Here is a 26,691-nt window from a genome sequence, read left to right as displayed (position 1 = left end):
CAACGTGCGGGATTACTTCGCGTTCGCGAATGCGACAGCCGTATCCAGCATGCGGTTCGAGAACCCCCACTCGTTGTCGTACCAGCTCGACACCTTGACGAGGCGGCCCGACACCTTGGTCAGCGTTGCGTCGAACGTCGACGAAGCCGGGTTGTGGTTGAAGTCGATCGACACCAGCGGTGCGTCGTTGTAGCCGAGAATGCCCTTCAGCGCGCCTTCCGATGCTTCCTTCATGATCGCGTTGACTTCCTCGACCGTCGTGTCGCGCTTCGCGATAAACGACAGGTCGACGATCGACACGTTGATCGTCGGGACGCGGATCGCGTAACCGTCGAGCTTGCCGTTCAGTTCCGGCAGCACGAGGCCGACGGCCGAAGCGGCGCCGGTCTTCGTCGGGATCTGGCTGTGCGTGGCCGAACGCGCGCGGCGCAGGTCTTCGTGGTAGACGTCCGTCAGCACCTGGTCGTTCGTGTACGCATGGATCGTCGTCATCAGGCCGGTTTCGAGGCCGATCTTGTCGTTCAGCGGCTTGACGAGCGGCGCGAGGCAGTTCGTCGTGCACGATGCGTTCGAGATGACGGTGTGCTCGGCCTTCAGCACGTCGTGGTTCACGCCGTAGACGATCGTTGCGTCGACGTCCTTGCCGCCCGGCGCCGAGATGATCACCTTCTTCGCGCCGCCCTTCAGGTGCGCGCTCGCCTTTTCCTTGGTCGTGAAGAAGCCCGTGCATTCCATCACGACGTCGACGCCGAGCTCGCCCCACGGCAGTTCGGCCGGGTTGCGGTTCGCCAGCACGCGGATCTTGTCGCCGTTCACGACGAGGTAGTCGCCGTCGACCGACACTTCACCCGGGAACTTGCCGTGCGCGGTGTCGTACTGGGTCAGGTGCGCGTTGGTCTTCGCATCGCCCAGATCGTTGATCGCGACGATCTCGAGATCGTGCTTCTTGCCGTTTTCATAAAACGCGCGCAGCGTGTTGCGGCCGATACGGCCGTAGCCGTTGATTGCGACGCGAATCGTCATGGTCTATCTCCTGATGGCTGAAAAAATTCGTTTCGTGCAGCTTCACGGTGCGACGCGCGCGAGGGGTGGCGCGCGTCGCGTATGTCTTTAGGCCAGCACGGCCTTGGCGGTCTCGACGACGTGCTCGACAGTGAAGCCGAAGTGCTTGAACAGCACGCCGGCCGGTGCCGACTCACCGAACGTGTCGATCCCGACGACGCCGCCTTCGAGGCCGACGTACTTGTGCCAGAAGGCCGTCACGCCCGCTTCGATCGCGACGCGGCGCACGCCGTGCGGCAGCACGCGTTCACGGTACTCGGCGTCCTGACGATCGAACACGTTGGTCGACGGCATCGACACGACGCGTGCCGCGATGCCCTGCTGCGCGAGCGGCTCGACGGCTTTCATCGCGAGTTCGACTTCCGAGCCCGTCGCGATCAGGATGATCTTGCGCGCAACGATCTCTTCGTCCCAGTCCTTCAGCACGTAGCCGCCCTTCTCGATGTTCGCGATCTGCGAATCGGTACGCGGGTTGAACGCCAGGTTCTGGCGGCTGAAGATCAGGCTCGACGGACGGTCGGCTGCGATCGCGTGGGTCCACGCAACGGCCGTCTCGACCGTGTCGGCCGGACGCCAGACGTCGTGGTTCGGGATCAGGCGCAGGCTCGACACGTGCTCGATCGACTGGTGCGTCGGGCCGTCTTCGCCGAGGCCGATCGAATCGTGCGTGAACACGAAGATCGACGGCACCTTCATCAGCGCGGCCACGCGCAGCGCGTTGCGGCTGTAGTCGGAGAACGTCAGGAACGTGCCGCCGAACGGCTTGTGGCCGCCGTGCAGCGCGAGGCCGTTGATCGCGGCGCTCATGCCGAATTCGCGCACGCCGTAGTTGATGTGGTTGCCCAGCTGGACGCCCGGGCCTTCCGGATTCGCACGGACCGCCTTCGATGCCTTCCAGTTGGTCAGGTTCGAGCCGGTCAGGTCGGCCGAGCCGCCGAGCAGTTCGGGCAGCGCGGCAGCCAGGCCTTCGATCGCCTGCTGCGACGCCTTGCGGGTCGCCACCGTCTCGCCGCGCTCGTTCGCACCGGCGATGATCGCCGCGGCCTTCTCGGCCCAGTCGGCCGGCAGCTGGTTGGCCATCCGGCGCTCGAATTCGGCGGCTTCCGCCGGGAACTTCGCGCGATAGGCAGCGAACGTCGCGTTCCATTCGGTTTCCGCGCGCTTGCCGGCTTCCTTCGCGTCCCACGCCGCATAGACTTCCTGCGGAATCACGAACGGCGCCCACGTCCAGCCGAGCGCTTCGCGCGTCTTCGCGATTTCTTCCGCGCCGAGCGCCGCGCCGTGCACGTCGTGGCCGCCTGCCTTGGTCGCCGCGCCCTGGCCGATCACCGTCTTGCAGCAGATCAGCGTCGGCTTGTCCGACAGCTTCGCCTTCGCGATGGCTGCGTCGACCGCGTCGACGTCATGGCCGTTCACGTTCGGGATCACGTTCCAGCCGTAGGCTTCGAAACGCTTCGGGGTGTCGTCGTGGAACCAGTTCACGACGTCGCCGTCGATCGAGATGCCGTTGTCGTCGTACAGCGCGATCAGCTTGTTCAGCTTCAGCGTGCCGGCGAGCGAGCAGGCTTCGTGCGAGATGCCTTCCATCAGGCAGCCGTCGCCGAGGAACACGTACGTGTGGTGATCGACGATCTTCGCGCCGTCACGGTTGAACTCGTCGGCCATCAGCGCTTCGCCGAGCGCCATGCCGACCGCGTTCGCGAGACCCTGGCCGAGCGGGCCGGTGGTCGTCTCGACGCCCGGCGTGATGCCGTATTCCGGGTGACCCGGCGTCTTCGAGTGCAGCTGGCGGAAGTTCTTCAGCTCTTCCATCGGCAGGTCGTAGCCGGTCAGGTGCAGCAGCGAGTACAGCAGCATCGAGCCATGGCCGTTCGACAGCACGAAGCGGTCGCGGTCCGCCCAGTGCGGGTTCGTCGGGTTGTGCTTCAGATGGCGCGACCAGAGCGCGACGCCGATTTCGGCCATGCCCATCGGCATGCCGGGGTGGCCGGAGTTCGCTTGCTGGACGGCGTCCATCGCGAGCGCACGGATCGCGTTGGCCATCAGGGTGGTAGAGGCGGGAGACGAAGTCGTCATGTCGAGTCCGGAGAACGAGTCGAGGAAACGGGGGCACGGCGGCATCCGGAAGCTCGAGCGTCAATCGTTCCCGGCGCGCGGTGCGGCGCCTGACGGACGCGAAGCGGACGGAGCCTACGGACGGGGCTGCAAAGCTCGTCATTTTAACAGATGGGCTGACATTTCCCTTGTCCATGCACGGTGTTCCGGCACGGTTTTCCGTCAAACCGCCCGCCTCCTATAATTCAGACGTCGGAACTGCCAGCCCTGAGCGGCCCACCCGTGAGCACGACGCTTCTCTTTCACCCTACGCCCGATGCCGCCTACGGCTTCCCGAACGCCCGGCGGCTCGCGCGCGTCGCGTCCCCGCACCAGCAGATCGAGGTCTGGGAAACCCCGCAGCTCGGCCGCCTGTTTACGCTGGACGGCCGGCCGATGACGTCGGTCGGCGACGAGTACGTCTATCACGAGTGCATGACGCACCCGGCCGCGCTCGCGCATCCGTCGCCGCGCCGTGCGCTCGTGCTCGGCGGCGGCGACGGCGGCGCGGCGCGCCAGTTGCTCAAGCATGCATGCATCGAGCGGATCGTGATCGCGGAGCTCGACGACGAAGTGGTCGGGATGGCGCGCCGTTATCTCGACGACGTGCACCAGGGTGCGCTCGACGACCCGCGCGTCGAGGTCGTGATCGGCGACGCCGCGCATTTCGTCGAGTCGACCGTCGAGCATTTCGATCTCGTCGTGTTCGACCTCACGCCGCCCGATTCGCCGGCGGCCGGCCTCTATACGCGCGCGTTCTATGCGCGGCTCAAGCGGATCCTGACGCCGTGCGGCGCGATCTCGATGCACCTCGGCTCGCCGGTGTTCCACCCGACGCGCATCGCCGCGCTGCTCGACGACCTGCGCGCGAGCTTCGCGGTCGTCGATCCGTTGTCCGCGCACGTGCCGCTGTACGGCTCGCAGTGGCTGATGGCGATCGCGAGCGATACGCTCGACGCGGCCGCGCTGTTCGCACACGACATCGACGAACGGCTCGCGGCCCGCCGCGTCCAGGGTTTGCGCTACTACGACGCGCGGCTGCATGCGTCCCTCTTTGCCCTGCCGTGCGCGCTGCGCGATACACTGGGCGTCCGCCGCTGAGCGTCCGCGCGGTCGCCCGGCTTCCGTTTTTTCTACACGTCTTCGCAGGATTCGTGATGCACGGCACCGCGGCGAAATGCCCCGGACGCCGCGCCGCCCCCTGAACGAACGCCCAGGCACGGACTCAGAGCACGTGCCCAGGCGCCCACACAGGAGATTTTCATGACCGATCCACGTCCGGCCAACGTGCCTTGGTTGACGCCCTACCTGGCCGTACGCAATGCACGTGCGGCCATCGATTTCTTCAAGGCCGCATTCGGCTTCGAACTGCGCGACGTGCACGACGAAGACGGCGCGATCATGCACGTCGAGATGGCCTATCGCGGCCAGCTGATCGTGATGTTCGCGCCCGAAGGTGCATTCGGCTCGACCGCGCTCACGCCGAAGAGTGCAAACGCCACCGCGCCGCAATCGTTCTATCTGTATGTCGACGACGTCGACGCCACCTGGCAGCGCGCGCTCGACGCGGGCGCGAAATCGCTGAGCGCGCCGCAGGATCAGTTCTGGGGCGACCGGTTCGCACAGATCGAGGATCTCGACGGCTACCGATGGGCGCTCGGCCGCCGTCTCGACACATGACCCAAACCGTTACACGCATGAACGAAGCTACCACCACCGCGGCCGTGCCGCGCTTTTTCGTCGACGCGGCACTGCGCGCCGACGCCACGCTTGCGTTGCCGGCCGACGTCGCGCGCCACGCGCAGGTGCTGCGCCTGCAGCCCGGCGACGCGCTCGCCCTGTTCGACGGCACCGGCGGCCAGTACCGCGCACGGCTCGTCGAGATCGACAAGCGCAGCGCGCTCGCGCAGATCGACACGTTCGAGCCGGCCGAAGCCGAGCCGCCCTATCGCGTGACGCTCGCGCAAGGCATCGCCGGCGGCGACAAGATGGACTGGGTGATCGAGAAGGCCGTCGAGCTCGGCGTGGCGGCGGTCGTGCCGCTGTCGACCGCGCGCGGCGTCGTGAAGCTTTCCGGCGAGCGCGCGGACAAGCGCGTCGCGCACTGGCGCGGCGTCGTGCGCGCGTCGTGCGAGCAATGCGGGCGCAACCGCATACCCGACGTCGCGCCCATCGCCGGCTTCAACGCATGGCTCGATACGCTGCCGGCCGCACCGGCCGACGGCGCGCTGCGGCTGCTGCTGTCGCCGCGCGCGAGCATCCCGTTCGCGTCGCTGCCCGACGCACCGCCGGCTGCGACCGTCACGCTGCTGATCGGACCGGAAGGCGGGCTGTCGCCCGACGAGGAAAACGCGGCCCGCGCGCGCGGGTTCACCGCGCTGTCGCTCGGGCCCCGCGTGCTGCGCACCGAGACGGCCGGCGCGGCCGTGCTCGCGGCGCTCGCGGCGCGTTGGGGCGGATGGTGACAGGGAGTCGCGCCGCCGCAAGACGGCGCGACACGCCCTGAACGCACGCCACCCGGCCGCTCTCGAAAACGGTGCTGGAGAAAAGGCGGGCGTCAGGGAGCGAAGCGCCGCGCCGGTCCGCGCGCCTCGCGCGGACGCAAAAAAAGCCCGCTCGAAGCGGGCTCTTAGAAATGTTGTCGAATCGGCCGCTGGCCGACCCGTGCTTACGCGAACGAGTAGAACACGCGGAACGCGACCTTGCGCTCGGCCCAGAATTCGGCCGCCTCGCGGAACACGTCGAGCAGCGTCTCGCGCCCTTCCTTGTCGAACTTCTGCGCGATCGGCAGCCCTTCGAGGACGATCACGAAACCCGGCTGCGCGCCGGCCTTCGCGACGAGGTCGGTCAGGGAATCGTACAGCGCGTCGTAGTTCTTCCCGAAATGCTTCGGGAACAGGAACGACGTCGCGATCGTTTCCATCACTTCCTGCTTCGACTGCGCGGCGCCGCAATACGCATACAGGAAATGCTGGCCGAGCCGACCGGCTTCGTCGGCGAGATCCTGCACGCGGAACGCGCGGATCGACTGCACGAGATTGGGTCGCACGGTCGTGAAAAGGCTCATAGGCTCCTCGTTCGATGAAAGCCCGGGCTCGGCTTCCTGTTGCTCCGGCGTGCTGCCAGCCTGCGCCGCCGCGTGCAGCTGGATCACGCGCTGAAACAGATTGCCATCGCCGGCCGCGAACAGTTCCGCCGCCGCCGTATCGTGCGCGTAGATGGAGTCGCTCATGCCATTCGTCCCGAAGTCATTCAACAATACGTTTAAAACTGTTGTAGTGGTCGCCCGTGTAATAACAGTTGTCGATCCGGCGCAATGGCCCGCCACAGACGATCCGGCGCGCACCGCGATTGCGGGCACGCGGCGTCGGCACCGTGTACTCATGGTAGTAGCCGCGCTTCGCTTTTGGCAGGATCCGCTCGCGGTTGCCAAACACGACGCCGTCTTTCTCGTACGGATAGGGGCCGCCCGCGCCGATCAGGCCCAGCGTGGTCACGGCCTCGCGCGGAAGACGGGCGGTCGGGATCGTATCGAGCCCGCTGGCGGCCACGTCGGCCGAAACGGCCTCCCGTGCGTAAGCGGCGGAAACCAGACTGCCCGTCGGCGTGCCGACGATACCCATCGCGAACATCGCGAAGACGGACGCGAGCGCGCCGTTGCGGAGCCACTTGCGTGCCATGAACCAGGGTTCCCGCTGTTAAATCAAGTAGTTGACGACCAACAAAGGCGTTAGCGTAGCGTTATTGGCCGCGCGAATCAATGTCCGTTTGGGAATCGAAAGTGTCGCGATACCCGGAATGGCGCATTTTTTACCTAAATAACACTATATTTATCTTACATAGGATAAAATACGGGCGGCATCTCTCGTACGGCAAGACCCTGCCTCCTTGCCGCGCTCGCTACCCGGAGTGGAGAGATGCTGCTGTTGCTTTGAGGGAAGCGCGTTTGCGCCCTGCCCGACGGCGTGCCCATGGCGGGCACGCCTCTTTTTGCTTTTGTTTACAATTTCGCCCGACGCGCCACGCCGGTTCGACCCGCCTGGCGCGTTCGTTTTGGCTCAGCGCGCGGCGTTCACGTCGGCAACCAGTAGCGCCGCCATATTGACGATGCGGCGAACGGTCGCCGATTCGGTCAGCACGTGCACCGGCTGCGCGGCGCCCAGCAGGATCGGCCCGATCGCGATGTTGTTGCCCGCGGCCGTCTTCAGCAGGTTGTACGCGATGTTCGCGGCGTCGATGTTCGGCAGGATCAGCAGATTCGCATCGCCTTCCAGCGTCGACTCCGGCAGGATTTCCTTGCGCAGCGCCGCGTCGAGCGCGACATCGCCGTGCATCTCGCCGTCAACCTTCAGCTCCGGCGCACGTTCCTGCAGGATTGCGAGCGTATCGCGCATCTTCTTCGCCGAAGGTGCGTTGCTCGTGCCGAAATTCGAGTGCGACAGCAGTGCGACCTTCGGCTCGATGCCGAAGCGGCGTACTTCTTCCGCCGCCATGATCGTGATCTCGGCCAGCTCTTCCGGGGTCGGATCGACGTTCACGTGCGTGTCGACGAGGAAAATCTGGCGGCCCGGCAGAACGAGGCCGTTCATCGCCGCGTACACGCTGCAACCCGGGCGCTTGCCGATCACCTGGTCGATGAAGTGCAGGTGGCGGTGCGTGGTGCTGATCGTGCCGCAGATCATCCCGTCCGCTTCGCCCTTCTTCACCAGCATCGAGCCGATCAGCGTCGTGCGGCGGCGCATCTCGACGCGCGCGAGCTGCTCGCTGATGCCCTTGCGCGCCATCATCTTGTAGTACGTCTGCCAGAAGTCGCGGTAGCGCGCGTCGTGCTCGGTGTTGACGACCGTGAAATCGACGCCCGGATTCAGCCGCAGGCCATAACGCTGGATACGGTGCTCGATCACGCCCGGACGGCCGATCAGGATCGGCGTCGCGAGTTTTTCGTCGACGATGATCTGAACGGCGCGCAACACGCGCTCTTCCTCGCCTTCCGCGAATACCACGCGCTTCTTCTCTTCCGGCGCGGCGCGCGCGATCTGGAAGATCGGCTTCATCGTCGTGCCGCTGTGGTACACGAACTGCTGCAGGTGGACGCGGTACGCCTCCATGTCCTCGATCGGGCGCGTCGCGACGCCGCCGTCCATCGCGGCCTGCGCGACGGCCGGTGCGATCTTCACGATCAGGCGCGGATCGAACGGCTTCGGAATCAGGTATTCGGGCCCGAACGACAGGTCCTGGATGCCGTACGCGGTCGCGACGATGTCGCTCTGCTCGTGCTGCGCGAGCTCGGCGATCGCATTGACGGCCGCGATCTCCATTTCACGCGTGATCGTCGTCGCGCCGACGTCGAGCGCACCGCGGAAGATGAACGGGAAGCACAGGACGTTGTTGACCTGGTTCGGGTAGTCGGTGCGGCCGGTGGCCAGCACCGCGTCCGGGCGCACTTCGAGCGCGAGTTCCGGCAGGATTTCCGGCGTCGGGTTCGCGAGCGCGAGAATCAGCGGGCGCTCGGCCATGCCCTTCACCATCTCCTGCTTCAGCACGCCGGCGGCCGACAGGCCGAGGAAGATGTCCGCGCCGTCGATCACTTCGGCCAGCGTCCGTGCGTCCGTTTCGCGGGCGAAACGCTCCTTGTCCGGGTCCATCAGTTCGGTGCGGCCCTTGTAGACCACGCCGGCCAGGTCGGTCACGGTGATGTTCTCGAGCGGCAGGCCGATGTCGACCAGCAGGTCGAGACACGCGAGCGCGGCCGCGCCTGCGCCGGACGCGACGAGCTTGACCTTCTTGATGTCCTTGTTGACGACCTTCAGCCCGTTCGTGACGGCCGCGGCCACCACGATCGCGGTGCCGTGCTGGTCGTCGTGGAACACCGGAATCTTCATCCGCTTGCGCGCTTCGCGTTCGACGATGAAGCAGTCCGGCGCCTTGATGTCTTCCAGGTTGATCCCGCCGAAGGTCGGCTCCAGAGCGGCGATCACGTCGACGAGCTTGTGCGGGTCCGACTCGTTCAGCTCGATGTCGAACACGTCGATGCCCGCGAACTTCTTGAACAGCACGGCCTTGCCTTCCATCACCGGCTTCGACGCGAGCGGGCCGATGTTGCCGAGACCGAGCACCGCCGTACCGTTCGTGACGACGCCGACCAGGTTGCTGCGCGCGGTGAAGCGCGCCGCATTGAGCGGATTCTCGACGATCTCCTCGCACGCGTACGCCACACCCGGCGAGTACGCGAGCGCGAGGTCGCGCTGGTTGATCATCTGCTTGGTCGGGGCGATCGCGATTTTCCCGGGGGTCGGGAATTCGTGATAGTCGAGCGCGGCTTCGCGGAGCTTGGCTTTGGAGGAGGCTTGGGTGGACATGTGTCTCTTGACGGGCGGATTAGAATAACTCTTCGACGGCATTGTAGCGCCAATCATCGGCCGCAAGACCGGCGATTCGGGTACAACAGCCGCGACAAAAATGGGCGGAACGGCGCAGGAACGCCGCCGTTCGCCTCGTACAATGCCGTTCCTTCAATCGTTTCGGATCCATCCGCCGTGCCAGCCGCCCTCTCCGAGTTTTCGCTGATCGAACGCTTCTTCACGCGCCGCGCCGCGCAGGGTGCACGCGCGTCGACGCTCGGCATCGGCGACGATTGCGCGTTGATCACGCCCCAATCCGGGAAATTGCTGGCCATTTCGACCGACATGCTGGTGGAAGGCCGCCACTTCTTCCCCGACGTCGCGCCCGACGCGCTCGGCCACAAGACGCTCGCGGTCAACCTGTCCGACCTCGCGGCGATGGGCGCCGAGCCGCGCGCGTTCACGCTCGCGTGCGCGCTGCCGCGTGCCGACGCGGCGTGGCTGGAAGCATTCAGCAACGGGCTGTTCGCGCTCGCCGAGCGCTACGGTTGCGAGCTGATCGGCGGCGACACGACGAGCGGCCCGCTGAACCTGTGCGTGACCGTATTCGGCGAAGTCGCGCCCGACGCGGCGCTGCGCCGCGATGCCGCGCGCGACGGCGACGACGTCTGGGTGTCCGGCACGCTCGGCGATGCGCGCGCCGGCCTCGGCGTCGCGCGCGGCGAATGGGCGGCCGGCGCAAACGAAGCAGCCGCGTTCCGGCGTGCGCTCGAGCGCCCCGAACCGCGCATTGCGCTCGGCCTGGCGCTCGCGGGCGTCGCGCACGCGGCGCTCGACATCTCGGACGGCCTCGCCGGCGACCTGCAGCACATCCTGGCCCGCTCGAACGTGCGCGCCGAAATCGATGCCGACGCGGTGCCGCGCTCGGCCGCGCTCGCCACGCTGCCGCCGGACGTACAGCGCCGCTGCACCCTGGCCGGCGGCGACGATTACGAACTGTGCTTCACCGCGCCGGCGGCAGCCCGCGCGGCGGTCGAAGCGGCCGGCGTGACGGCCGGCGTGCCGGTCACCCGAATCGGTACAATACGCGCGTTGTCCGCGCCGTCGGAGCAGCCCGCGATCGCGTGGCGCGATGCCGCCGGCGCGCCTCTCGCTCTCACGTTGCACGGCTTCGACCACTTCCATGCAGACTGACCCGACGCCCGCGCACGCCGCGGCCGAGCCCGGCGCCGCATCCGGCGGCAACGCGCCGCGGCGCGCGACCGCGCGCTTCATGCTGTCGCACCCGGCGCACCTCGTGTCGCTCGGCTTCGGCAGCGGGCTCGCGCCGATCATGCCCGGCACGTTCGGCTCGCTGTTCGGCTGGCTCACGTTCGTCGTGCTCAACCGCTACCTGACGGTGCCCGAATGGTGGGCGCTGATCGCGGTCGGCTTCGTGGCGGGCACGTGGCTCACCGGTTTCACCGCGAGGAAGATGGGCTCGGCCGATCCGGGCGCCGTCGTCTGGGACGAGATCGTCGCGATCTGGCTCGTGATGCTGTTCGTCACGCCCGCGACCTTCGTCGGCCAGCTGTGGGCGTTCGTCGCGTTCCGCTGCTTCGACATGCTCAAGCCGCCGCCGATCCGCTATTTCGAGCGCCGCCTGAAAGGCGGGCTCGGCATCATGGTCGACGACCTGGTCGCCGCGTTCATGACGCTGCTCGTGATCGCCCTGTGGCGCTCCGTCGTCGGCTGACCGATTTCCCGACTCCCGTTTCCCGACGCGCATGCCAACCGATTCCGTCGTCCATCAGCTTGCGATCCGCGCAGGCAACAAGTTGCGTGACGAGCACCTGACGCTCGCCACCGCCGAATCCTGCACCGGCGGCATGATCGCCGCGGCGATCACCGACATCTCCGGCAGCAGCCAGTGGTTCGAGCGCGGCTTCGTCACGTACTCGAACCAGGCCAAGATCGAGATGATCGGCGTACCGCACGACCTGATCGACAAACACGGCGCCGTCAGCGAGCCCGTCGCGCGCGCGATGGCCGAAGGCGCGCTGCGCAACAGCCGCGCGCAGGTCGCGCTGTCCGTCACGGGCATCGCAGGCCCGGCCGGCGGCAGCGAGAAGAAGCCGGTCGGCACCGTGTCGTTCGGCTGGAGCAACCGGCTGCATACCGACGTCGAGACGCTCGTGTTCAAGGGCGACCGCGAGCAGATCCGCACGCAGGCGGCCGCGCATGCGCTGCGCGGGCTGCTGAAGCTGCTCGACGAGCGCGAGGGCTGATCGAGCCGGAGGCGCGCACCGCGCCCCCGCTTGCCCGCTTACTGGATCGCGTCGGGCTTCACGACGATCCAGTTCTTGTCCGCCGTCACCGGCAGGCCGAGCGATTTCTGCTGTGCGGCCGATTCATCCGACCACGCGCGGATCTGCGCCATCTGCTTGTCCTTCTTGTTCACCCACACGCGCACGCCGCCGCGCGCGACGTCGGTCGCGTTCAGCAGCATGTAGCCGTCGGACGTCGGCGTGTCGCCCGCGACGAGCACCGGCTTCTTCCACTGGTCGATCCAGCCGACGATCGAGCCGAGCTTGCCTTCGTACCACGTCATCGGGTTCATCAGGAACGGCGTGATCACCAGACTGCGGTTCGCGGCCTCGTCGTACTTGCCGGCCTTGATCTGCAGCCGCGAGGTGGTCAGCGAGCCCGTCGCCGGGTTGCGCAGCAGCGTCGTCACGCCGATCACGTTCTGCGGCTTCACGTTGTAGCCGTACTTCGGGTCGGACAGCACGAGCCGCGCGAGCTCCTCGTGCGCGGCCGTCATCACGTAGACCTCGATTCCGTTCTCGCGCAGCGCGTTGTACAACTCCTGCATCCCGCGGAAGAAACGCGGCGGGTTCACCGTGCCGTCGACCACCTTGTCGCCCTGCCAGTAGCGGATCGGGATCGGCTTGCCGTCGGCGAGCATCGCGTCGACGTGGCGCTTCAGGTCGGCCAGCGACTGGCCGGCGAATGCCTGCGCGATCCACGGGTAGCAGACCAGGTCGTCGATCTCGCACAGCCGGTAGTAATAGCTCGTCAGCGATTCCTTGTAGTCGGCGGAATCCTTGAACGGGATCAGCTTCAGCGACGGGTCGAGCGTGTCGCGCGTCAGCACGCCGCGGTTCTCGAGGTACGGCAGCAGCGACTCCTCGAGGTCGTAGCGGTAGGTCGTGTTGTCGGCGTCGAACACCGCGTAGTCGCCACGGTTCGCGTGCGCGGCGATCATCGCGTTCAGCGCCTTCGCGCTGTCGGCCGGCCAGTGCGACAGATCCGCCGCATGGGCGAAGCTCACGCACAGCGACGCGGCAAGCGCGCTCAGAAGACGTCGGGACAACTTGGGCATGGCGTCGCTCCTTTCTTGACATTTTCGTTACGGATCGATGACAAGCGGCAGCATCGCGCGATTGGCGCGCGGGAATGCGGTGCGCAAGCGACGGGAAGTTGTCTGCGTGCGCCAGTGCGGGCCGGGCGGCGGGAGGAGCGGGAAAGCGGCAGGGAAGCGACGGGCTCGCGCGTGGGAGCCCGCCGCAGCCGGCTGCCCGGGCGGGCAGCCGATGCGACCGATCAACGATGCGCGTTGATCGTGTCGCGGGTCTTCTGCGCGGCGAGCGCCGCGGCTTCGGCGAAATCCTCGCCCTTGCTCGCGTACAGGATCGCGCGCGACGAGTTGATCATCATGCCGGTGCCGTCGGCCGTGCGGCCCGCATTGACGGTCGCCTGCACGTCGCCGCCCTGCGCGCCGATGCCCGGAATCAGCAGCGGCATGTCGCCGACGATCCCGCGCACGATCTCGATCTCCTTCGGGAACGTCGCGCCGACCACGAGGCCGAGCTGGCCGTTCCTCGCGTTCCACTTGTTCGCCGCGAGATCCGCGACGACCTGATACAGCGGCCGGCCGTTCGTGTCGAGGAACTGCAGGTCGGACCCGCCCGGGTTCGACGTGCGGCACAACACGATCACGCCCTTGCCTTCGTGCTCGAAGTACGGCTCGACCGAGTCGTAGCCCATGTACGGATTCACCGTGACGGCGTCCGCGCGGTAGCGCTCGAACGCTTCGCGCGCGTACTGCTCGGCGGTGCTGCCGATGTCGCCGCGCTTCGCGTCGAGGATCACGGGCAGGCCCGGATGCTGGAGGTGGATGTGCGCGATCAGCCGCTCGAGCTGGTCTTCCGCGCGATGCGCGGCGAAGTAGGCGATCTGCGGCTTGAACGCGCTCGCGTATTGCGCGGTCGCGTCGACGATCTGCCGGCAGAATTCGAAGATCGCGTCGGGCTGGCCGTCGAACTGCACGGGGAAACGCGACGGCTCGGGATCGAGGCCGACGCACAGCAGCGAGTTCGTGCGCTGCCACGCGGCGCGCAGCGATTCGATGAAAGTAAGCGGGGAAGACATGGCGGGTACTCGCGGCAAACCGTTGGTAGACCGCGTATTTTACCCGCGTCGCCGGCGCGCCTCGCGTGTCGCGGCATTGCCGCGCGCATCGGCGCGCTCGACGGTGAACGCGAAACGCCGCGTGAGCCGCTCGCCGGGCGCGAGCAGCGTCATCCCGTGGGCGGTCGCGCCGCCCGGCAGGTTCACCGCATTGATCGGATGATCGACCGGCTCGAAGCAGAAGAAATCCTCGCCGGGCGGCGTATAGAGCACGTACGCGTCGGCGTCGGCCGCCACCGTCAGCGACAGCCCGCGGCGCGGCCAGCTCACCGTCGCGTGGCCGCCCCAGCCCGTAAACGCATGGTTGACGAGCACGGCCGGCAGCGGATACGCGACGCCGAACTGCCAGGCCGGCGGCACGCTCACGTGCCGCACCGGCAGGAAATCGGCGCCCGACAGCCACAGCCCGCCGGCGGCCGCGGCCAGCTCGGTCGCGGCATCGCGCACGAGGAACGGATGCACGCCGAGCCCGAACGGCAGCCGCGCGCGCCCCGCGTTCTCGATCGTCAGCGCGATCGACAGCGTTGCGTCGTCGAGCTCGAACGACTGGATCGCGCGGAACGCATACGGCGCGCCGGCGGCGCGATCGAGCGACAGTTGCAGCGACGTGCCGGTCGCATCGTCCACCTGCCACGGCGCGAGCCAGCCGTCGCCGTGGATCGGCATCGGCTCGTCGCGGCGGTTGCGCGGCACCGCGACGCTGCGCCCGTCGCATTCGAACCGCCCGTCGCCGATCCGGTTCGAGTAAGGCAGCAACGGATAGCACGCGAGTTCGTTCGGGTCCGTCGCCGTCTCCGGATGCTCGCAGCGGCGGAACACCGGCATCAGCGCGCCGTTGTCGCCGCGCCAGTCGAAGCGCGCGATGCCGCCGCCGAGATGCGGCAGCACGTCGAGCCGCAGCGACGCGTTCGACAGCGTGACGGCCGCCGCATGCGCGGCGCCGACGCCCTGCGCGAAGGCAGCCGTCTGCGGGCCGGGGCTGACCGGCTGCGCGGCGGCGGCCAGGCGCGCGCGGCGCGACTGGCTGGTGGACGACGATGCGTGCGAGGACGTGGCGGTCATGGTGAACTCCTTTCCTTCGTCGAAGAAACGATGCAGGTCGTGCGAACGGTCAGGCCCAGCCGCCGTCGACGATCACGTCCTGCGCGGTGATCATCCGGCTGTCGTCGGCTGCCAGGAACAGCGCCATCCGCGCGAGATCGGCCGGCAGCAGTTCGGCATCGAGGCACTGGCCGGCCTTGATCGCCGCACGGCCCGCGTCGTCGAGCCACAACCGGCGCTGCTTGTCGGTCATCACCCAGCCGGGCACCAGCGAATTCACGCGAATGCCGAACGGGCCGAGGTCGCGCGCGAGACCGCGCGTCAGCCCCTGCACGGCCGCCTTCGCCATCACGTAGACGGGATAGCCGCCGTTCTTCAGCATCCAGCTGATCGAGCCGAGGTTGATGATCGCGCCGCCGCCCTGCTGCTTCATGTCGTCGATCACCGCCTGCGCGGCGAAGAACTGGTGTCGCACGTTCACCGCGATGCCCGCGTCGAACGATTCGGGCGTCACGTCGTCGATCGCGTGGCGCGCGTCGTTCGCCGCATTGTTCACGAGCACCGCGATCGCACCGATGCGCGCGCGGATCGCGTCGATCGCATGGCGCAGCGCGCCGATGTCGGTCAGGTCGCACGGCAGGAACAGCGGCGCATGACGGACGTGCGCGAGGCTTTCCGCCAGTGCGGTACCGGCCGCCGCGTCGAGGTCGACGAACGCGACGCGCGCGCCCTGTTCGGCGAAGTGCTCGACGAACGCCGCGCCGATGCCGGTCGCGCCGCCCGTGATCAGCACCGCGCGATCCTCGAGGCTCGGATACCGTGCATAGCGTGCGTGGCTCGCGGTGTGCGGGTCGCGCGCGGAAGTGTCGATGGTCATGCGGTTCGTCTCCGTAAGAGCAGATCGGGTCAGTCGCGGACGCCGCGGTTCTTCAACTGGTCGAGCAGCACGGCAGCAAGCAGGATCGCGCCGCGCACGAGGTACTGGTAGAACGCGTCGATGTTCAGCAGGTTCATCACGTTCTCGACGGTGCCCATGATCAGCACGCCGATCACGACGCCCGAGATCGTCGCGCGGCCGCCCATCAGCGACACGCCGCCGAGCACGCACGCGGAGATCACGTTCAGCTCGAAGCCCTGCGCGGCGTTCGGCTGGCCCGACGTGATGCGTGATGCGAGGATCACGCCTGCGAGCGCCGTCACCGCGCCCTGGATCAGGAAGATGTACACGCGCGTGCGTTCGACGTTGATCCCCGCGAGCCGCGAGGCTTCCGGGTTCCCGCCGATCGCGAGCGTGTTGCGGCCATACACCGTCTGGTTCAGCAGCACGCCGAACGAGATGAAGCACAGCAGCGTGACCCAGATCGGCAGCGACACGCCGAACAGGGACAGCCCGCCGAGCGCGATGAACGTATCCGACGACACGCCGACCGCCTGCCCCTTCGACACGATGAAGCCGAGCCCGCGCACGATCTCCATCGTCGCGAGCGTCGTGATCAGCGCGTTGATGCGCAGGTACGCGATCACCGCGCCGTTCACGAAGCCGATCGCGGCGCCGGCCGCAACCGCCGCGACGATCGCGACGAACGTGTTGTCGGTCGCGTTCAGCACCATCGCGCACAGCACGCCCGAGAACGCGACGGTCGAGCCGATCGACAGGTCGAAGTCGCGCGACGCGAGACAGAACATCATCGTGCACGCGACCATGCCGATCTGCGAGATCGACAGTGCGAGGCCGAGCATGTTGTCGATCGAGAAGAAGTGGTCGACGGTGAGCGACATCGTGATGAACATCACCGCGAAGATCGCGATCAGGCTGTATTCGGTCAGATGCTGCCACCACTTCTGGCGGTCGCTCTGCTGCGGCACCAGCGCGTCGGCCGATCGCTTCACGGCGGCGCTGCCAAGGTTTTCGTTGACTTGCATGATTGTGTCTCCTGCTCCTGCATTGCACGGCCCGCGCCGCGCGTGTCCGATTCGATTGTCGTGCCCTGCGTCAAGCCGCCTCGACGGCGCTCGTCTGCGGCAGCGCGAGGCTCAGCACCGCGTGTTCGTTCGCCTGTTCGCGCGGTAGTTCGCCCGCGATCCGGCCTTCGCGCATCACGACGATGCGGTCGGACACGCCGAGCACTTCCGGCAGCTCCGACGACACCATCACGATCGCGCAGCCGCGTTCCGCGAGCCGGTAGATCACGTCGTAGATCTCGTGCTTCGCACCGACGTCGATCCCGCGCGTCGGCTCGTCGAGGATCACGACCTTCAGGTCGGGCTCCGCGAGCCAGCGCGACAGGATCGCCTTCTGCTGGTTGCCGCCCGACAGGAAGCGAATCTTCTGCCGCCGGTTCGGCGTCTTGATCTTGAGCCGCTGGATGAAGCGGTCGGCCGTTTCGCTTTCGGCCTTGCGGTTGATGAAGAGCCCCGCGCGCAGCGAATGGCGGCGGCAACTGATGTTGATGTTCTCCGCGACCGACGCGATCGCGATGATCCCTTCTTCCTTGCGGTCCTCGGGGCACAACACGATGCCGTGGCGGATCGCGTCGCCGGTGCGCTTCACGTCGATGCGCGCGCCGTCGAGCGTCAGCACGCCCGCGCGCCGGCGGTCCGCGCCGTACACGAGCCGCATCAGCTCGCTGCGGCCCGCGCCGACAAGCCCGAAGAAGCCGACGATCTCGCCCGCGCGCACCGAGAAGCTCGCGGGTTCGCGCAATGCCGGGCCGTCGACGCCTTCGGCCGCGAAGCGCACGTCGCCGAGCGCGCGCGGCGCGTAATGGTAGATGTCCGAAATCTCGCGCCCGACCATCTCGGCGACGAGCCGTTCGCGCGGCACGTCGGCCAGCGATTCGTGCGACGCGATCTTGCGCCCGTCGCGGAAGATCGTGCACGCATCGCACAGCCGGTAGATCTCGTCCATCCGGTGCGAGATGTAGATCAGCGCGCGGCCCTGCGCACGCAGGTCGTCGACGAGCTTGAACAGCACTTCGGTCTCGCGATGCGACAGCGAGCTGGTCGGTTCGTCGAGCGCGATCACGCGCGCGTTGCGCATCAGCGCCTTGCAGATCTCGACCATCTGCCGCTGCGCGATCGACAGCCGCCCGAGCTTCGCGTCGGGATCGAGATCGACGCCCATCGCGGCGAGCCGCTCGCGCACGTGGCGCTTCGCCTCGCGCTTTTTCACCCAGCCGAACGCATTCGGCAGGCGGCCGAGCAGCAGGTTTTCCGCAACCGTCAGGTCGGGCACGTACTGCAGCTCCTGGTGAATCACCGCGATGCCGGCCGCGATCGACGCGGCCGCACTCGCGAACTGCACGGGCTGGCCATCGACCAGCACGCTGCCCGCATCGGGCTGGTATTCGCCGCCGAGAATCTTCAGCAGCGTCGACTTGCCCGCGCCGTTCTCGCCCATCAGGCCATGCACCTCGCCCGCATGCACGTCGAACGAGATGCCGTCGAGTGCGCGCACGCCAGGAAAGACCTTGCCGATATTGTCAAAACGCAGTGCCGCTGACACGTCGTCTCCCCACTTCCGGATCGATCGACCGCCGGCCGCCGCATCGCCGCGGCAGCCGGCGGGCCGCTTACTTCGACGCGAGCCCCATCTCCTCGCGCACCTTCGACACGTTGTCGCGCGTCGCGAGCATGCCCGTCGTCAGCGTCAGCGCCGGCGGTGCCTTGCCCTGCGTGATCCACGCGTACATCAGGTCCGAGGTTTCCTCGCCGTGGCGCTTGGGGCTGATGATCACGGTGCCGTAGAAGCCCGTCGGCTGCGGCTTCTTGAACTCGTTCAGCGCCGAATCGGAACCGCCGATGCCGATGCCGATCATGTTGTCCGCCTTGAAGCCGCGCCCTTCGGCCGCGCGCACCGCGCCGAGCACGGCTTCGTCGTTCAGGCCGTACGCCACCCAGTGCTTGAACTGCGGATTCTTCGTGAGCGCGATGTTCGCCGCGTTGAATGCGTTCTCGGTGTCGGTCTTCGCCTGCGGCGCCGCGATCACGTTCGCCTTCGGAAAGCCGGCAGCCACCAGCGCGTCGGTCGCGCCGCTCGTGCGGTCATGCGCGGTCGGCAGCTGCTCGTAGGTGATGTCGATCGCGCCGACGTCCTTCATGTCCCAGCCGCGCTTCTTGATCTCGGCCGCGATGCCGTCGCCGACCTGCTTGCCGATGTTGTACGCGGAGATCCCCATGTGCGGGACCGACTCGATCGGCTTGCCCGCGCCGTCGACGAGGCGGTCGTCGACCGTCATCATCTTCAGGTTGTGCGACTTCGCCTTCGCGACGATGCCCGGCCCGAGCTTCACGTCGGGCGTGCAGATGATGAAGCCCTGCGCCTTCTGCGCGGACAGGTTGTCGATCGCGCTCATCACCTTTTCACCGGACGGCGCGCCGATCTTCACGAGCGTGAAGCCCTTGTCCTTCGCCGCCATCTCGGCGAACTTCCACTCGTCCTGGAACCACGGCTCTTCCGGCTGCTTGACGAGGAAGCCGATCTTGACCGGATCGGCCGCGTGCACGACGGGGCTTCCGATCACCACCGCGGCCGCGGCGGCCAGCGTTACGAACGTTCTGCGTTTCATCTCCAGTGTCTCCTTGTCTTCATCGAACAGGATGCGGCCGCTTGTTGGTTTCGACGCAGCGTGCGCGCGGCCGTCGCACGTGCGGTCTTTCGAATCGTTGCGTCAGTCGTGGTACAGCGCCGCGCGCCCGCCATCGACGGTGATGCACGCGGCATTGATGAACGGCGCCTCGTCGGACGCCAGGAACACGGCCGTCATCGCGACCTCCTCCGGCCGGCCGATCCGCTTCATCGGCTGCAGCGCGAGCGTCGCGGCGCGCGCGGCGGCCGGATCAGGCTGCGCGTCCCACCAGTCGCGCGTGAGCTGCGTCTCGATGTAGCCCGGCGCGATCGCGTTCACGCGCACGTTGCGCGGCGCGTATTCGATGCCGAGCGCACGTGTGAGCCCCAGCACGCCATGCTTCGCAACCGGGTACGGAAAGCAGCCCGGGATGATCCTGAACGCATGCGTCGACGCGATGTTCACGATGCTGCCGCGGCCGCGCTCGACCATCCCCTCAAGCGCCGCGCGGCAGCCGTGCCACACGCCGTCGAGGTCGACCGCGAAGCAGCGGCGCCAGTCGTCGTCGGTCATCGTCAGCGGATCGGCGAACACGTTGATGCCGGCGTTGTTCACCAGCACGTCGAGCGGGCCGAATGCCGCCTCGGTCTGCGCGAGCGCATCGCGCACCGCATCCTGCCGTGCGACGTCCGCCTGCAGCGGCAGCACCCGCGCGCCGGCGATCTCGTGCACGATCTCGGCGGCCGTGCGCTGCGCCTGCGGGAAATCGAGATCGACGAGCGCGACGGCCGCCCCCTCGCGAACGAACGCACGGGCGATCGCGGCGCCGATTCCGCGGCCCGCGCCCGTCACCATCGCGACCTTGCCCGCGAGGCGGCTCATCATGCGGCTCCGCCGCGCGCGATGCGCAAGCCGGCCTGGAACGCGCGCGCGTTCGCCGCGGTCGCGTCGACCGACTGGCCGGGGCGGTACAGCGCCGAGCCGAGCCCGAAACCGTTCGCGCCGGCGTTGAGGAACGGCGCCATGTTGTCGGGCGAGATGCCGCCGACCGGAATCAGCGGCACCGCGCGGTCGATCACCGCGCGCCACGCCTTCACGACCGGCAAGCCAAGTTGCTCGGCCGGGAACATCTTCAGCACGTCGGCGCCGTTCGCGAGCGCCGCAAATGCTTCGGTCGGCGTCGCGACGCCCGGTGCGCTCGCGAGGCCGCGCTCGCGTGCGCGGCGAATCACGGCCGCGTCGCTGTGCGGCATCACGATCAGCGCCCCGCCCGCATCCTGCACGCGGTCGACATACTCGGCGCGCAGCACGGTACCCGCGCCGACGATCGCATCGTCGGGCAGCGCGCGCCGCAGCGCCGCGATGCTGTCGAACGGATCCGGCGAGTTGAGCGGCACCTCGACGATCCGGAAACCGGCTTCGTACAGCGCATGGCCGTGGTCGGCCGCTTCGGCAGGCGTGATCCCGCGCAGGATCGCGATCAGCGGGCACGCGTCGAACGCGCGCATCAGTGCGGCATGAGGCGTGTATGGCGCGGGCAACGTAAGGTCGGACGGCATGTCGGGATTCCTCTGCAATCGGTTCATTGGTCGGCCAGGACGGGTTCGCCGTCCGCGCGCACGAGCCCGGCGCGCGACGCGATCCGCCACAGACCGCGCTCGGTCGCATGCGCGACGACCCGCGCGTGCATGTGGCCGAATACGCGAAGCGCATCGATATAGCGCGCGCACAAACCGTCATCGCCGATCAGCAGCAGCGGCTGGTCCGCGAGCGCGACGCCGCGCTCCGCGAGCATCGCGTCGAGCGCGTTGAGCTCATGGCCGATCAGCAGCCCGGACAGGTAGTCGCCCTGCGCATCGGGCGCGAGCCGGTCGGTCAGGCCGAGCGTGCGTGTGCTGAAGATCGTGGCGAGCAGCCCCGTGCGCTGCGCGCCGCGCGCGACCGAGACGCCGCGCACGAACGCCGCGCGATCGGGCGACGCGCCGGCTCGCATCGTGCGGCCGAGGATCGTGTGGTCGCGCAGCGCCGCGAACAACTCGCCCGTCATGAAGGTCTGGAAGCGCTCGATCAACCCTTCCCTCACCCACGCCCATTTCGCATGGGTGCCCGGCAAGCCGATCAGTAGCCCTGAACGATCGGTGCCAAGCATGGGATCGCTCGCGAGTGCACCGAATATCTGCGTTTCTTCACCGCGCATCACGTCGGGCAATTCGCCCGTCGCGATCACGCCCGGCACGATCGAGATCGTCGTGCCGCGCGACGTCGTCACCGTGATGAGGCCCGCGACGAGCGCATCGGCGCCGGCCGGCACCGCGACGTACGGCGCCTCGCGCCAGCCCTGCGCGCTGCCGACCATTCCGGCGGCAAGCACCGGCAGGCCCGGCGTGCGGTCGAGCCAGTCGCCGCACGCGTCCTCGAACACCGCGTCGAACGCGCGCGCGCCGCCGCCCGGCACGTGCATCACGCCCGCCGGGCGGCTGCGCGTGTCGATGAGCGCGCCGCGCGCGTCGTACAGGTAAGCGCGCAGCGACGTCGTGCCCCAGTCGAGCGCGATCAGCGACGGCGTGGCGGTGCTGGCATCCGGAACGGGCCGGGTCGAAGTCGTCATCGTTTGATCCTGCGGGTACCCTGCGGTGGGCTCCAGCCCAGTTCCGCGGAAATGGCTCGCGCCTCGCGCTGCACGAGCGGAATCAGTTCGTCCATCCGGTCGTGCGGCATGTACGGAATCGTGCTCGCAACCGACACGGCCGCGACGATCGCGCCCGATGCGTCGCGGATCGGCGCGGCCACGCAGCGGATCGACGCCTCGTTCTCCTCGAGATCGAACGTATAGCCGCCGGCCGCGTAATGCGCCATGCGCTGCAGGAACGCGCTCGTCTCGGGCCGGTTGTCCGGCTTGAAATTGACGCCGGCAAGCGCACGCCGGGCCGCCTCGAACAGCGAGCTCCACGTGTCGGGATCGGTGTCGAGCATCATCGCCTTGCCGATGCCGGTCGACGCGAGCGGCATCCGGTGGCCGACGCGCGAGCGCATCTCGAGGCCGCGCGTGCCGGGAATCTTGTCGATGTACAGCACGTCGTCGCCGTCGCGCACGCCGAGATGGATCGTGTCGAGCGTCGCTTCCGCGAGCGCTTCGAGGTGCGGGCGCGCCACCGCGGTGAGCGGCATCTGCTCGAGCGCGATCGTGCCGAGCTCGATCAGCTTCGGGCCGAGCAGGTAGCCGCCCTGCACCTGGCGCAGGTAGCGCGCCTGCACGAGGCTGCTCACGAGGCGGTGCGTGGTGCTGCGCGTCGTGCCGAGCGCGGCGCCGATCGCGCGCATGTCGCGCGCGCCGTTCGCGATCGCCTCGAGGATCGCAAGACCGCGCAGCAGCGTCTGCGTGCCGGCCTGCTGCGCAGCGAGATCGAGCGGCGTGCTGGTCGCGCCGATGCTGTCGGTCAGCGACGCATCGTCCGGCGTCGCACGCCGGGCGTCGAGGGCAAGTGTGTCGGGCATCTTGGTCATGGGGCGGGCTTCTTCAACGGAACCGGTGAAGCCGTTCGCACGATGCCGGAACTGCGTCCGGCGTCGCGACGAGGCGGCGGTCGATGCACCGAATAAAGCGCCCGGTGAACTTCATGGAAGGTGTCTCCGTGTGCGTCGGGCGCCGCGCGATGCATGGGTCCGAAGCTGTCGATGTGCTTCGGATTGTAGGAGCGCACGCACTCGCCTCCAATATTTGAATGCGTTGCCCAGATAATGAGAATTCGGCGCGAATCCGCCGTGTACGCGACGTCACGGCGGCTCCATGTGAACGGGGGCGGAACCCGCTGCGCAGCAGGTTCCGCCCCCGTTTGCTCACCGCGCGCCGCGCTTACTGCTGGCTCGTGCTGCGTGCCTGCATGTAGCGCTGGACGTCCGCGAACGACACACGGCCGCTGCCGCCCGAGTCGATCTGCCGGAAGTGGTTCGCAACATAGCCGAGGCCGGCCGCGCGCGCCTGCGATTCGGTGATCGAACCCGTGTTCTGCGCGTCGGCCGCGCTGAACTGCCGTGCGAGCTTGCGCACCACCTGCGCATGCAGCGCGGCGCCCGTCGTCTGCGTGCCGGCGGTCGGCTTGCGTGCGGCCGGCGGCACGTACGGATCGCCGAGCTGCGCCTGGCGCGCACGCACCGGCGCGGCGGCGTCGCTCGCCTGTGCGAACGCGGATACGGATGCTGCGGCGCCGACGCATGCGAGCGCCGCGGCAACGACGATGAAACGGTTCTTCATATCAGGCTCCAGTCTGGAATGAGGTCGTCGACGGCAGGCGCGGCGCCACCGCGGGCGCGCGTCGCCTGCCTTGCGCATCGCATCAGTGCGCGGCCGCGTTGTAGAAGGTCACGAGGTCGGCTTTCTCCTGCGGACGCGACGTATCGTCGAGATAGACCATGTGTCCGCCCTGATAGTCCTTGATCGTCAGGTTCGGTTGCGTCCCGAGCCGCGCGAGGTCGAGCTCGGTCTGGTAGAACGGCGTCGCGATGTCGTGATACCCGTTCAGCGACAGCACCTTCAGTTGCGGATTCAGCGACAGCGCCGCGGCCAGATCGGGGATCGTGTCGGGCATCGCGAGGCCGTCGTGCGTCCAGTCCCACGTGTTGATCGCATTGCTGCTCAACGAGTAGGCCGACTGCGCGGTGTACTTCAGCTCGTTCGGCAGGTATTTGCCGATCGTGTCGGTGAACGGCTGCGTGATGTACGTGCTCGACGGGTCACCGCCCGATGCCAGCGGGCTCGACACCGGCACGTTCACGCGCGCGTCGTAGCGGCCGATCAGCGTGCCCGGGATCAGCGACAGCTGGAAGCTGTTGTCGAAGAAGGTCGGGATCACGTTGAAGTTCGCATTCCACAACGACTGCTTCACGCCGGTCGAATTCGCCATCGTCGTGACGAGGGTCGGCGGCGGCGGCGTATGGCTCGCCAGGTACGCGTTCACGGCGGGCGCGTAGCTGCCGGCCGTCAGCAGGCGCATCTGGTCCGCATACTGCGGCAGGCTCGACGGGTTCGGATTGTCGAGCTGGTAGTACGCGCCGACGGTGCCATACGACGGCACGAAGCCCGCGCAGCTCACCGGGCTCGAACCGTTGTTCGAGTTGCCGATGTAGTCGCTCGCCATGTCGCAGTTCGTGTTGTAGTTCAGGATCGACGACTGCAGCACGATGCCGTCGAGCTTCACGCCGGCCGTCTCGAGCAGGTTCGCGAGCACGTCGGTGCGCGGCGTGCCGTACGACTCGCCGAACAGGTATTTCGGCGAATCGTTGCGCTGGTTCACGCTCAGGTAGCGCATCACGAAATCGCGGAACGCGCCGCCGTCCTGGTCGACACCCCAGAACGTCTGGTTCGTGTTCGGCGCGACCGCTTCGGAGAAGCCGGTGCCGATCGCATCGACGAACACGAGGTCGGTCGTGTCGAGCAGGCTTTCCTGGTTGTCGACGAACGGGAACGTCGACGTGTTCGCATTCGGGTCGCCCGTCTGGATCCGGCGCGGGCCGAACGAGCCGAGGTGCAGCCACACCGATGCAGAGCCGGGGCCGCCGTTGTACAGGAACGTGACGGGCCGCTTCGCCGCGGGCTGGTTGTCGGCCGTATAGGCGACATAGAAGAACGATGCTTCGGGCGCGCCGGTCTGCGGATTGCGCGCGACGAGGTGGCCGGCCGTGGCCGTGTAGTGGATCGTCTTGCCGTTCAGTGTGATCTGGTGATGCGTGACGGCGGCCTTTTCAACCGCGGCGGAGGCGTCGAGCGACGCGTTCGCGCTCGACGAATAACTGTTCGGATCGTTGTACGCCCTGTCCACCTGACTGGCGGGATCGGCTGAGCTGTCGGCGCTGGCAGCAGCGGACGATGTCACGTCGTCGTTGCAGGCCGTCAGAATCAGCGAAGAAAACACCACTCCCAACAACAGCTTCGCTTTGCTCGCTGGCATCGTTTGCTTTCCTTCTCTCGGATGTTTTTTGTGTCGAGCAGCCGGATAAGCCGCCCCCCGCCTCGATTGCGGCCGATGAGCCGAGGCGCTGGCCAATATACGCGAGCCCGTCAGCTTTGAAAAATTTTGAAATATTTGGCTGGCGGCCGGTGCAGCGCACACCTTTCAGGAATGCTTCGGTTCGTGAAACGTTGCATTTCACATACCTTTCGTCCGCTTTCTCGTTTAGTCTGAAATACTAAAAATTCCAGAATTTCGTGCCATATCGGCTAACAAAGTCGCGCGGCGCGCGGCATTGCTCGGCAAAACGAAATAGACGAATTCGTCTAAAGGATGTGGCCCGAAATGCGCGCGACACGAATGCGCTGCAGCGCACAAACGACGCACGAGCGGCGCACGGATGGCGAAACGGTCAATGCGACGGCGCGAGCGCGCCGTTCACTCCGATTGCGGCAGTTCGGCCGCACCCATCCGGCGGGCAATGACAGCCGCGCGCTGCGCCTGGTAGGCCGAGCCGCGATGCGCGTCGAACCAGCGCGGCTTCGGCAGCATCACCGCGAGACGCGCCGATTGCCACGCGCCGAGCCGGCTGGCGGGAATCCTGTAGTAATAGCGTGCGGCTGCCTCGGCGCCGTACACGCCGCGTCCCCACTCGACGGAATTCAGGTAGATCTCGAAGATCCGCTCCTTGTCGAGCACCGTTTCGAGCATCCACGTGATGATGAGCTCCTGCCCCTTGCGGATGTAGCTCTTCTCGCGCGACAGGAACAGGTTGCGCGCGAGCTGCTGCGTGATCGTCGAGCCGCCCGCGACGATCCGGCCGCGCGCCTTGTTCTTCTCCCACGCCTGCAGGATCGCGTCGACGTCGTAGCCGTTGTTGGTCGCGAAGGTCGAATCTTCCGACGCGATCAGCGCGCGCTTCAGGTTGCGCGAGATCTGGTCGTACGGCACCCATTGATGCTGAATCTGCGCGGGCGGCTTGTCGTGCGACAGCCACCACGCGTCGGTACGCATGAACGCGGTCGAGCCCGGGTTCACGAACGACCACAACGCGATCTGCACGAGATAGAACAGTTGCGTCGCGAACCACGCGCCCGCGAACACCGATCCTGCATAGACGATCCAGCGGATCGGGCTCACCGTCCGCGTGGGCTGCGTGCCGCTCACCGCCACCACGTGCCGCGCTCC

25 protein-coding genes are annotated in these 26,691 nt (G+C 67.5%); 6 read left to right on the top strand and 19 right to left on the bottom strand.

The features are described 5' to 3' along the window. Positions 1-12: 12 nt before the first annotated feature. Both gap and tkt read right to left on the bottom strand, forming a co-directional pair. Positions 13-1,023 carry a type I glyceraldehyde-3-phosphate dehydrogenase gene (gene gap, locus ACPTTC_RS03315; protein ID WP_006485712.1) on the bottom strand — a complete coding sequence of 337 codons (1,011 nt, stop codon included), beginning with the start codon at positions 1,021-1,023 and terminating at the stop codon, positions 13-15. An 87-nt stretch (positions 1,024-1,110) separates the two neighbouring features. After that, positions 1,111-3,183 carry a transketolase gene (tkt, locus tag ACPTTC_RS03310; protein ID WP_423391538.1) on the bottom strand — a complete coding sequence of 691 codons (2,073 nt, stop codon included), beginning with the start codon at positions 3,181-3,183 and terminating at the stop codon, positions 1,111-1,113. Between the two features lie 216 nt (positions 3,184-3,399). Here tkt and speE point away from each other — a divergent pair, with 216 nt between their 5' ends. The 3 genes from speE to ACPTTC_RS03295 all read left to right on the top strand — a co-directional run bounded on the left by speE (position 3,400) and on the right by ACPTTC_RS03295 (position 5,621). Beyond that, positions 3,400-4,257: a polyamine aminopropyltransferase gene (speE, locus tag ACPTTC_RS03305; RefSeq protein WP_423391537.1), complete on the top strand. Its 858-nt coding sequence runs from the start codon at positions 3,400-3,402 to the stop codon at positions 4,255-4,257. Between the two features lie 162 nt (positions 4,258-4,419). After that, entirely contained in the window at positions 4,420-4,836 is a 417-nt protein-coding gene (locus ACPTTC_RS03300) for a VOC family protein (protein WP_175955656.1), read from the top strand. Between the two features lie 17 nt (positions 4,837-4,853). Then, positions 4,854-5,621, top strand: a complete 768-nt coding sequence (locus tag ACPTTC_RS03295) for a 16S rRNA (uracil(1498)-N(3))-methyltransferase (RefSeq protein WP_423391536.1) — start codon at positions 4,854-4,856, stop codon at positions 5,619-5,621. A gap of 203 nt (positions 5,622-5,824) precedes the next feature. Here ACPTTC_RS03295 and ACPTTC_RS03290 read toward each other — a convergent pair whose 3' ends face one another. From ACPTTC_RS03290 to ACPTTC_RS03280, 3 genes are all read right to left on the bottom strand, one after another. Continuing rightward, positions 5,825-6,388 (bottom strand): barstar family protein, encoded by a 564-nt coding sequence (locus ACPTTC_RS03290; protein WP_175955652.1) that lies wholly within the window; start codon positions 6,386-6,388, stop codon positions 5,825-5,827. Between the two features lie 16 nt (positions 6,389-6,404). Beyond that, the gene (locus ACPTTC_RS03285) at positions 6,405-6,836 is read right to left on the bottom strand and encodes a ribonuclease domain-containing protein (protein WP_034182701.1); all 432 of its coding nucleotides are present in this window, start codon (positions 6,834-6,836) and stop codon (positions 6,405-6,407) included. 378 nt (positions 6,837-7,214) lie between these two features. Continuing rightward, on the bottom strand, positions 7,215-9,557 hold the full coding sequence (locus tag ACPTTC_RS03280; protein WP_279613116.1) for an NADP-dependent malic enzyme: 2,343 nt from the start codon (positions 9,555-9,557) through the stop codon (positions 7,215-7,217). 135 nt (positions 9,558-9,692) lie between these two features. Here ACPTTC_RS03280 and thiL point away from each other — a divergent pair, with 135 nt between their 5' ends. The 3 genes from thiL to ACPTTC_RS03265 are packed head-to-tail and all read left to right on the top strand — an operon-like array spanning position 9,693 to position 11,764. Further along, entirely contained in the window at positions 9,693-10,691 is a 999-nt protein-coding gene (thiL, locus tag ACPTTC_RS03275; RefSeq protein WP_423391535.1) for a thiamine-phosphate kinase, read from the top strand. Beyond that, positions 10,681-11,232: a phosphatidylglycerophosphatase A family protein gene (locus ACPTTC_RS03270; RefSeq protein ID WP_226195334.1), complete on the top strand. Its 552-nt coding sequence runs from the start codon at positions 10,681-10,683 to the stop codon at positions 11,230-11,232. The genes thiL and ACPTTC_RS03270 overlap by 11 nt, the downstream gene beginning before the upstream one ends. Positions 11,233-11,263: 31 nt before the next feature. Continuing rightward, the gene (locus tag ACPTTC_RS03265) at positions 11,264-11,764 is read left to right on the top strand and encodes a CinA family protein (RefSeq protein WP_175955645.1); all 501 of its coding nucleotides are present in this window, start codon (positions 11,264-11,266) and stop codon (positions 11,762-11,764) included. 38 nt (positions 11,765-11,802) lie between these two features. Here the strand turns inward: ACPTTC_RS03265 and ACPTTC_RS03260 are convergent, their stop codons facing one another. From ACPTTC_RS03260 to mtgA, 14 genes are all read right to left on the bottom strand, one after another. Continuing rightward, positions 11,803-12,861 carry a haloacid dehalogenase-like hydrolase gene (locus ACPTTC_RS03260; RefSeq protein ID WP_423391534.1) on the bottom strand — a complete coding sequence of 353 codons (1,059 nt, stop codon included), beginning with the start codon at positions 12,859-12,861 and terminating at the stop codon, positions 11,803-11,805. A gap of 221 nt (positions 12,862-13,082) precedes the next feature. After that, positions 13,083-13,910, bottom strand: coding sequence for an orotidine-5'-phosphate decarboxylase (gene pyrF, locus ACPTTC_RS03255; protein WP_050013849.1), 828 nt, complete (start codon positions 13,908-13,910; stop codon positions 13,083-13,085). A 39-nt stretch (positions 13,911-13,949) separates the two neighbouring features. Beyond that, positions 13,950-15,011 (bottom strand): aldose 1-epimerase, encoded by a 1,062-nt coding sequence (locus ACPTTC_RS03250; protein ID WP_423391533.1) that lies wholly within the window; start codon positions 15,009-15,011, stop codon positions 13,950-13,952. Positions 15,012-15,060: 49 nt separating this feature from the next. Next, complete coding sequence (locus tag ACPTTC_RS03245; protein ID WP_423391532.1) at positions 15,061-15,867, bottom strand: SDR family NAD(P)-dependent oxidoreductase; 807 nt, start codon at positions 15,865-15,867, stop codon at positions 15,061-15,063. 29 nt (positions 15,868-15,896) lie between these two features. Then, positions 15,897-16,913, bottom strand: coding sequence for an L-arabinose ABC transporter permease AraH (gene araH, locus ACPTTC_RS03240; RefSeq protein WP_423391531.1), 1,017 nt, complete (start codon positions 16,911-16,913; stop codon positions 15,897-15,899). Between the two features lie 70 nt (positions 16,914-16,983). Beyond that, positions 16,984-18,495, bottom strand: coding sequence for an L-arabinose ABC transporter ATP-binding protein AraG (araG, locus tag ACPTTC_RS03235; RefSeq protein ID WP_423391530.1), 1,512 nt, complete (start codon positions 18,493-18,495; stop codon positions 16,984-16,986). A gap of 67 nt (positions 18,496-18,562) precedes the next feature. Then, positions 18,563-19,558, bottom strand: coding sequence for an arabinose ABC transporter substrate-binding protein (locus ACPTTC_RS03230; protein WP_175971378.1), 996 nt, complete (start codon positions 19,556-19,558; stop codon positions 18,563-18,565). Positions 19,559-19,660: 102 nt separating this feature from the next. Then, positions 19,661-20,440, bottom strand: coding sequence for an SDR family oxidoreductase (locus tag ACPTTC_RS03225; RefSeq protein WP_423393309.1), 780 nt, complete (start codon positions 20,438-20,440; stop codon positions 19,661-19,663). Continuing rightward, positions 20,440-21,117 (bottom strand): 2-dehydro-3-deoxy-6-phosphogalactonate aldolase, encoded by a 678-nt coding sequence (locus ACPTTC_RS03220; protein ID WP_423391529.1) that lies wholly within the window; start codon positions 21,115-21,117, stop codon positions 20,440-20,442. Before ACPTTC_RS03220 ends, ACPTTC_RS03225 begins: the two co-directional genes overlap by 1 nt. A gap of 23 nt (positions 21,118-21,140) precedes the next feature. Further along, positions 21,141-22,166, bottom strand: coding sequence for a 2-dehydro-3-deoxygalactonokinase (locus ACPTTC_RS03215; RefSeq protein ID WP_423391528.1), 1,026 nt, complete (start codon positions 22,164-22,166; stop codon positions 21,141-21,143). Continuing rightward, on the bottom strand, positions 22,163-23,062 hold the full coding sequence (locus ACPTTC_RS03210) for an IclR family transcriptional regulator (RefSeq protein WP_423391527.1): 900 nt from the start codon (positions 23,060-23,062) through the stop codon (positions 22,163-22,165). The genes ACPTTC_RS03215 and ACPTTC_RS03210 overlap by 4 nt, the downstream gene beginning before the upstream one ends. A gap of 349 nt (positions 23,063-23,411) precedes the next feature. Next, positions 23,412-23,810 carry an EF-hand domain-containing protein gene (locus ACPTTC_RS03205; RefSeq protein WP_226195326.1) on the bottom strand — a complete coding sequence of 133 codons (399 nt, stop codon included), beginning with the start codon at positions 23,808-23,810 and terminating at the stop codon, positions 23,412-23,414. An 82-nt stretch (positions 23,811-23,892) separates the two neighbouring features. Beyond that, entirely contained in the window at positions 23,893-25,503 is a 1,611-nt protein-coding gene (locus ACPTTC_RS03200; protein WP_175955618.1) for a S10 family peptidase, read from the bottom strand. Positions 25,504-25,941: 438 nt separating this feature from the next. Next, positions 25,942-26,679: a monofunctional biosynthetic peptidoglycan transglycosylase gene (gene mtgA, locus ACPTTC_RS03195; RefSeq protein ID WP_226195325.1), complete on the bottom strand. Its 738-nt coding sequence runs from the start codon at positions 26,677-26,679 to the stop codon at positions 25,942-25,944. Between the last annotated feature and the right edge of the window lie 12 nt (positions 26,680-26,691).

The sequence above is a fragment of the Burkholderia mycopellens genome (assembly GCF_964265025.1).
Taxonomy (GTDB): domain Bacteria; phylum Pseudomonadota; class Gammaproteobacteria; order Burkholderiales; family Burkholderiaceae; genus Burkholderia.
Note: the sequence above shows the minus strand (reverse complement) of the source record. Positions and strands in the feature narration are given on the sequence as shown.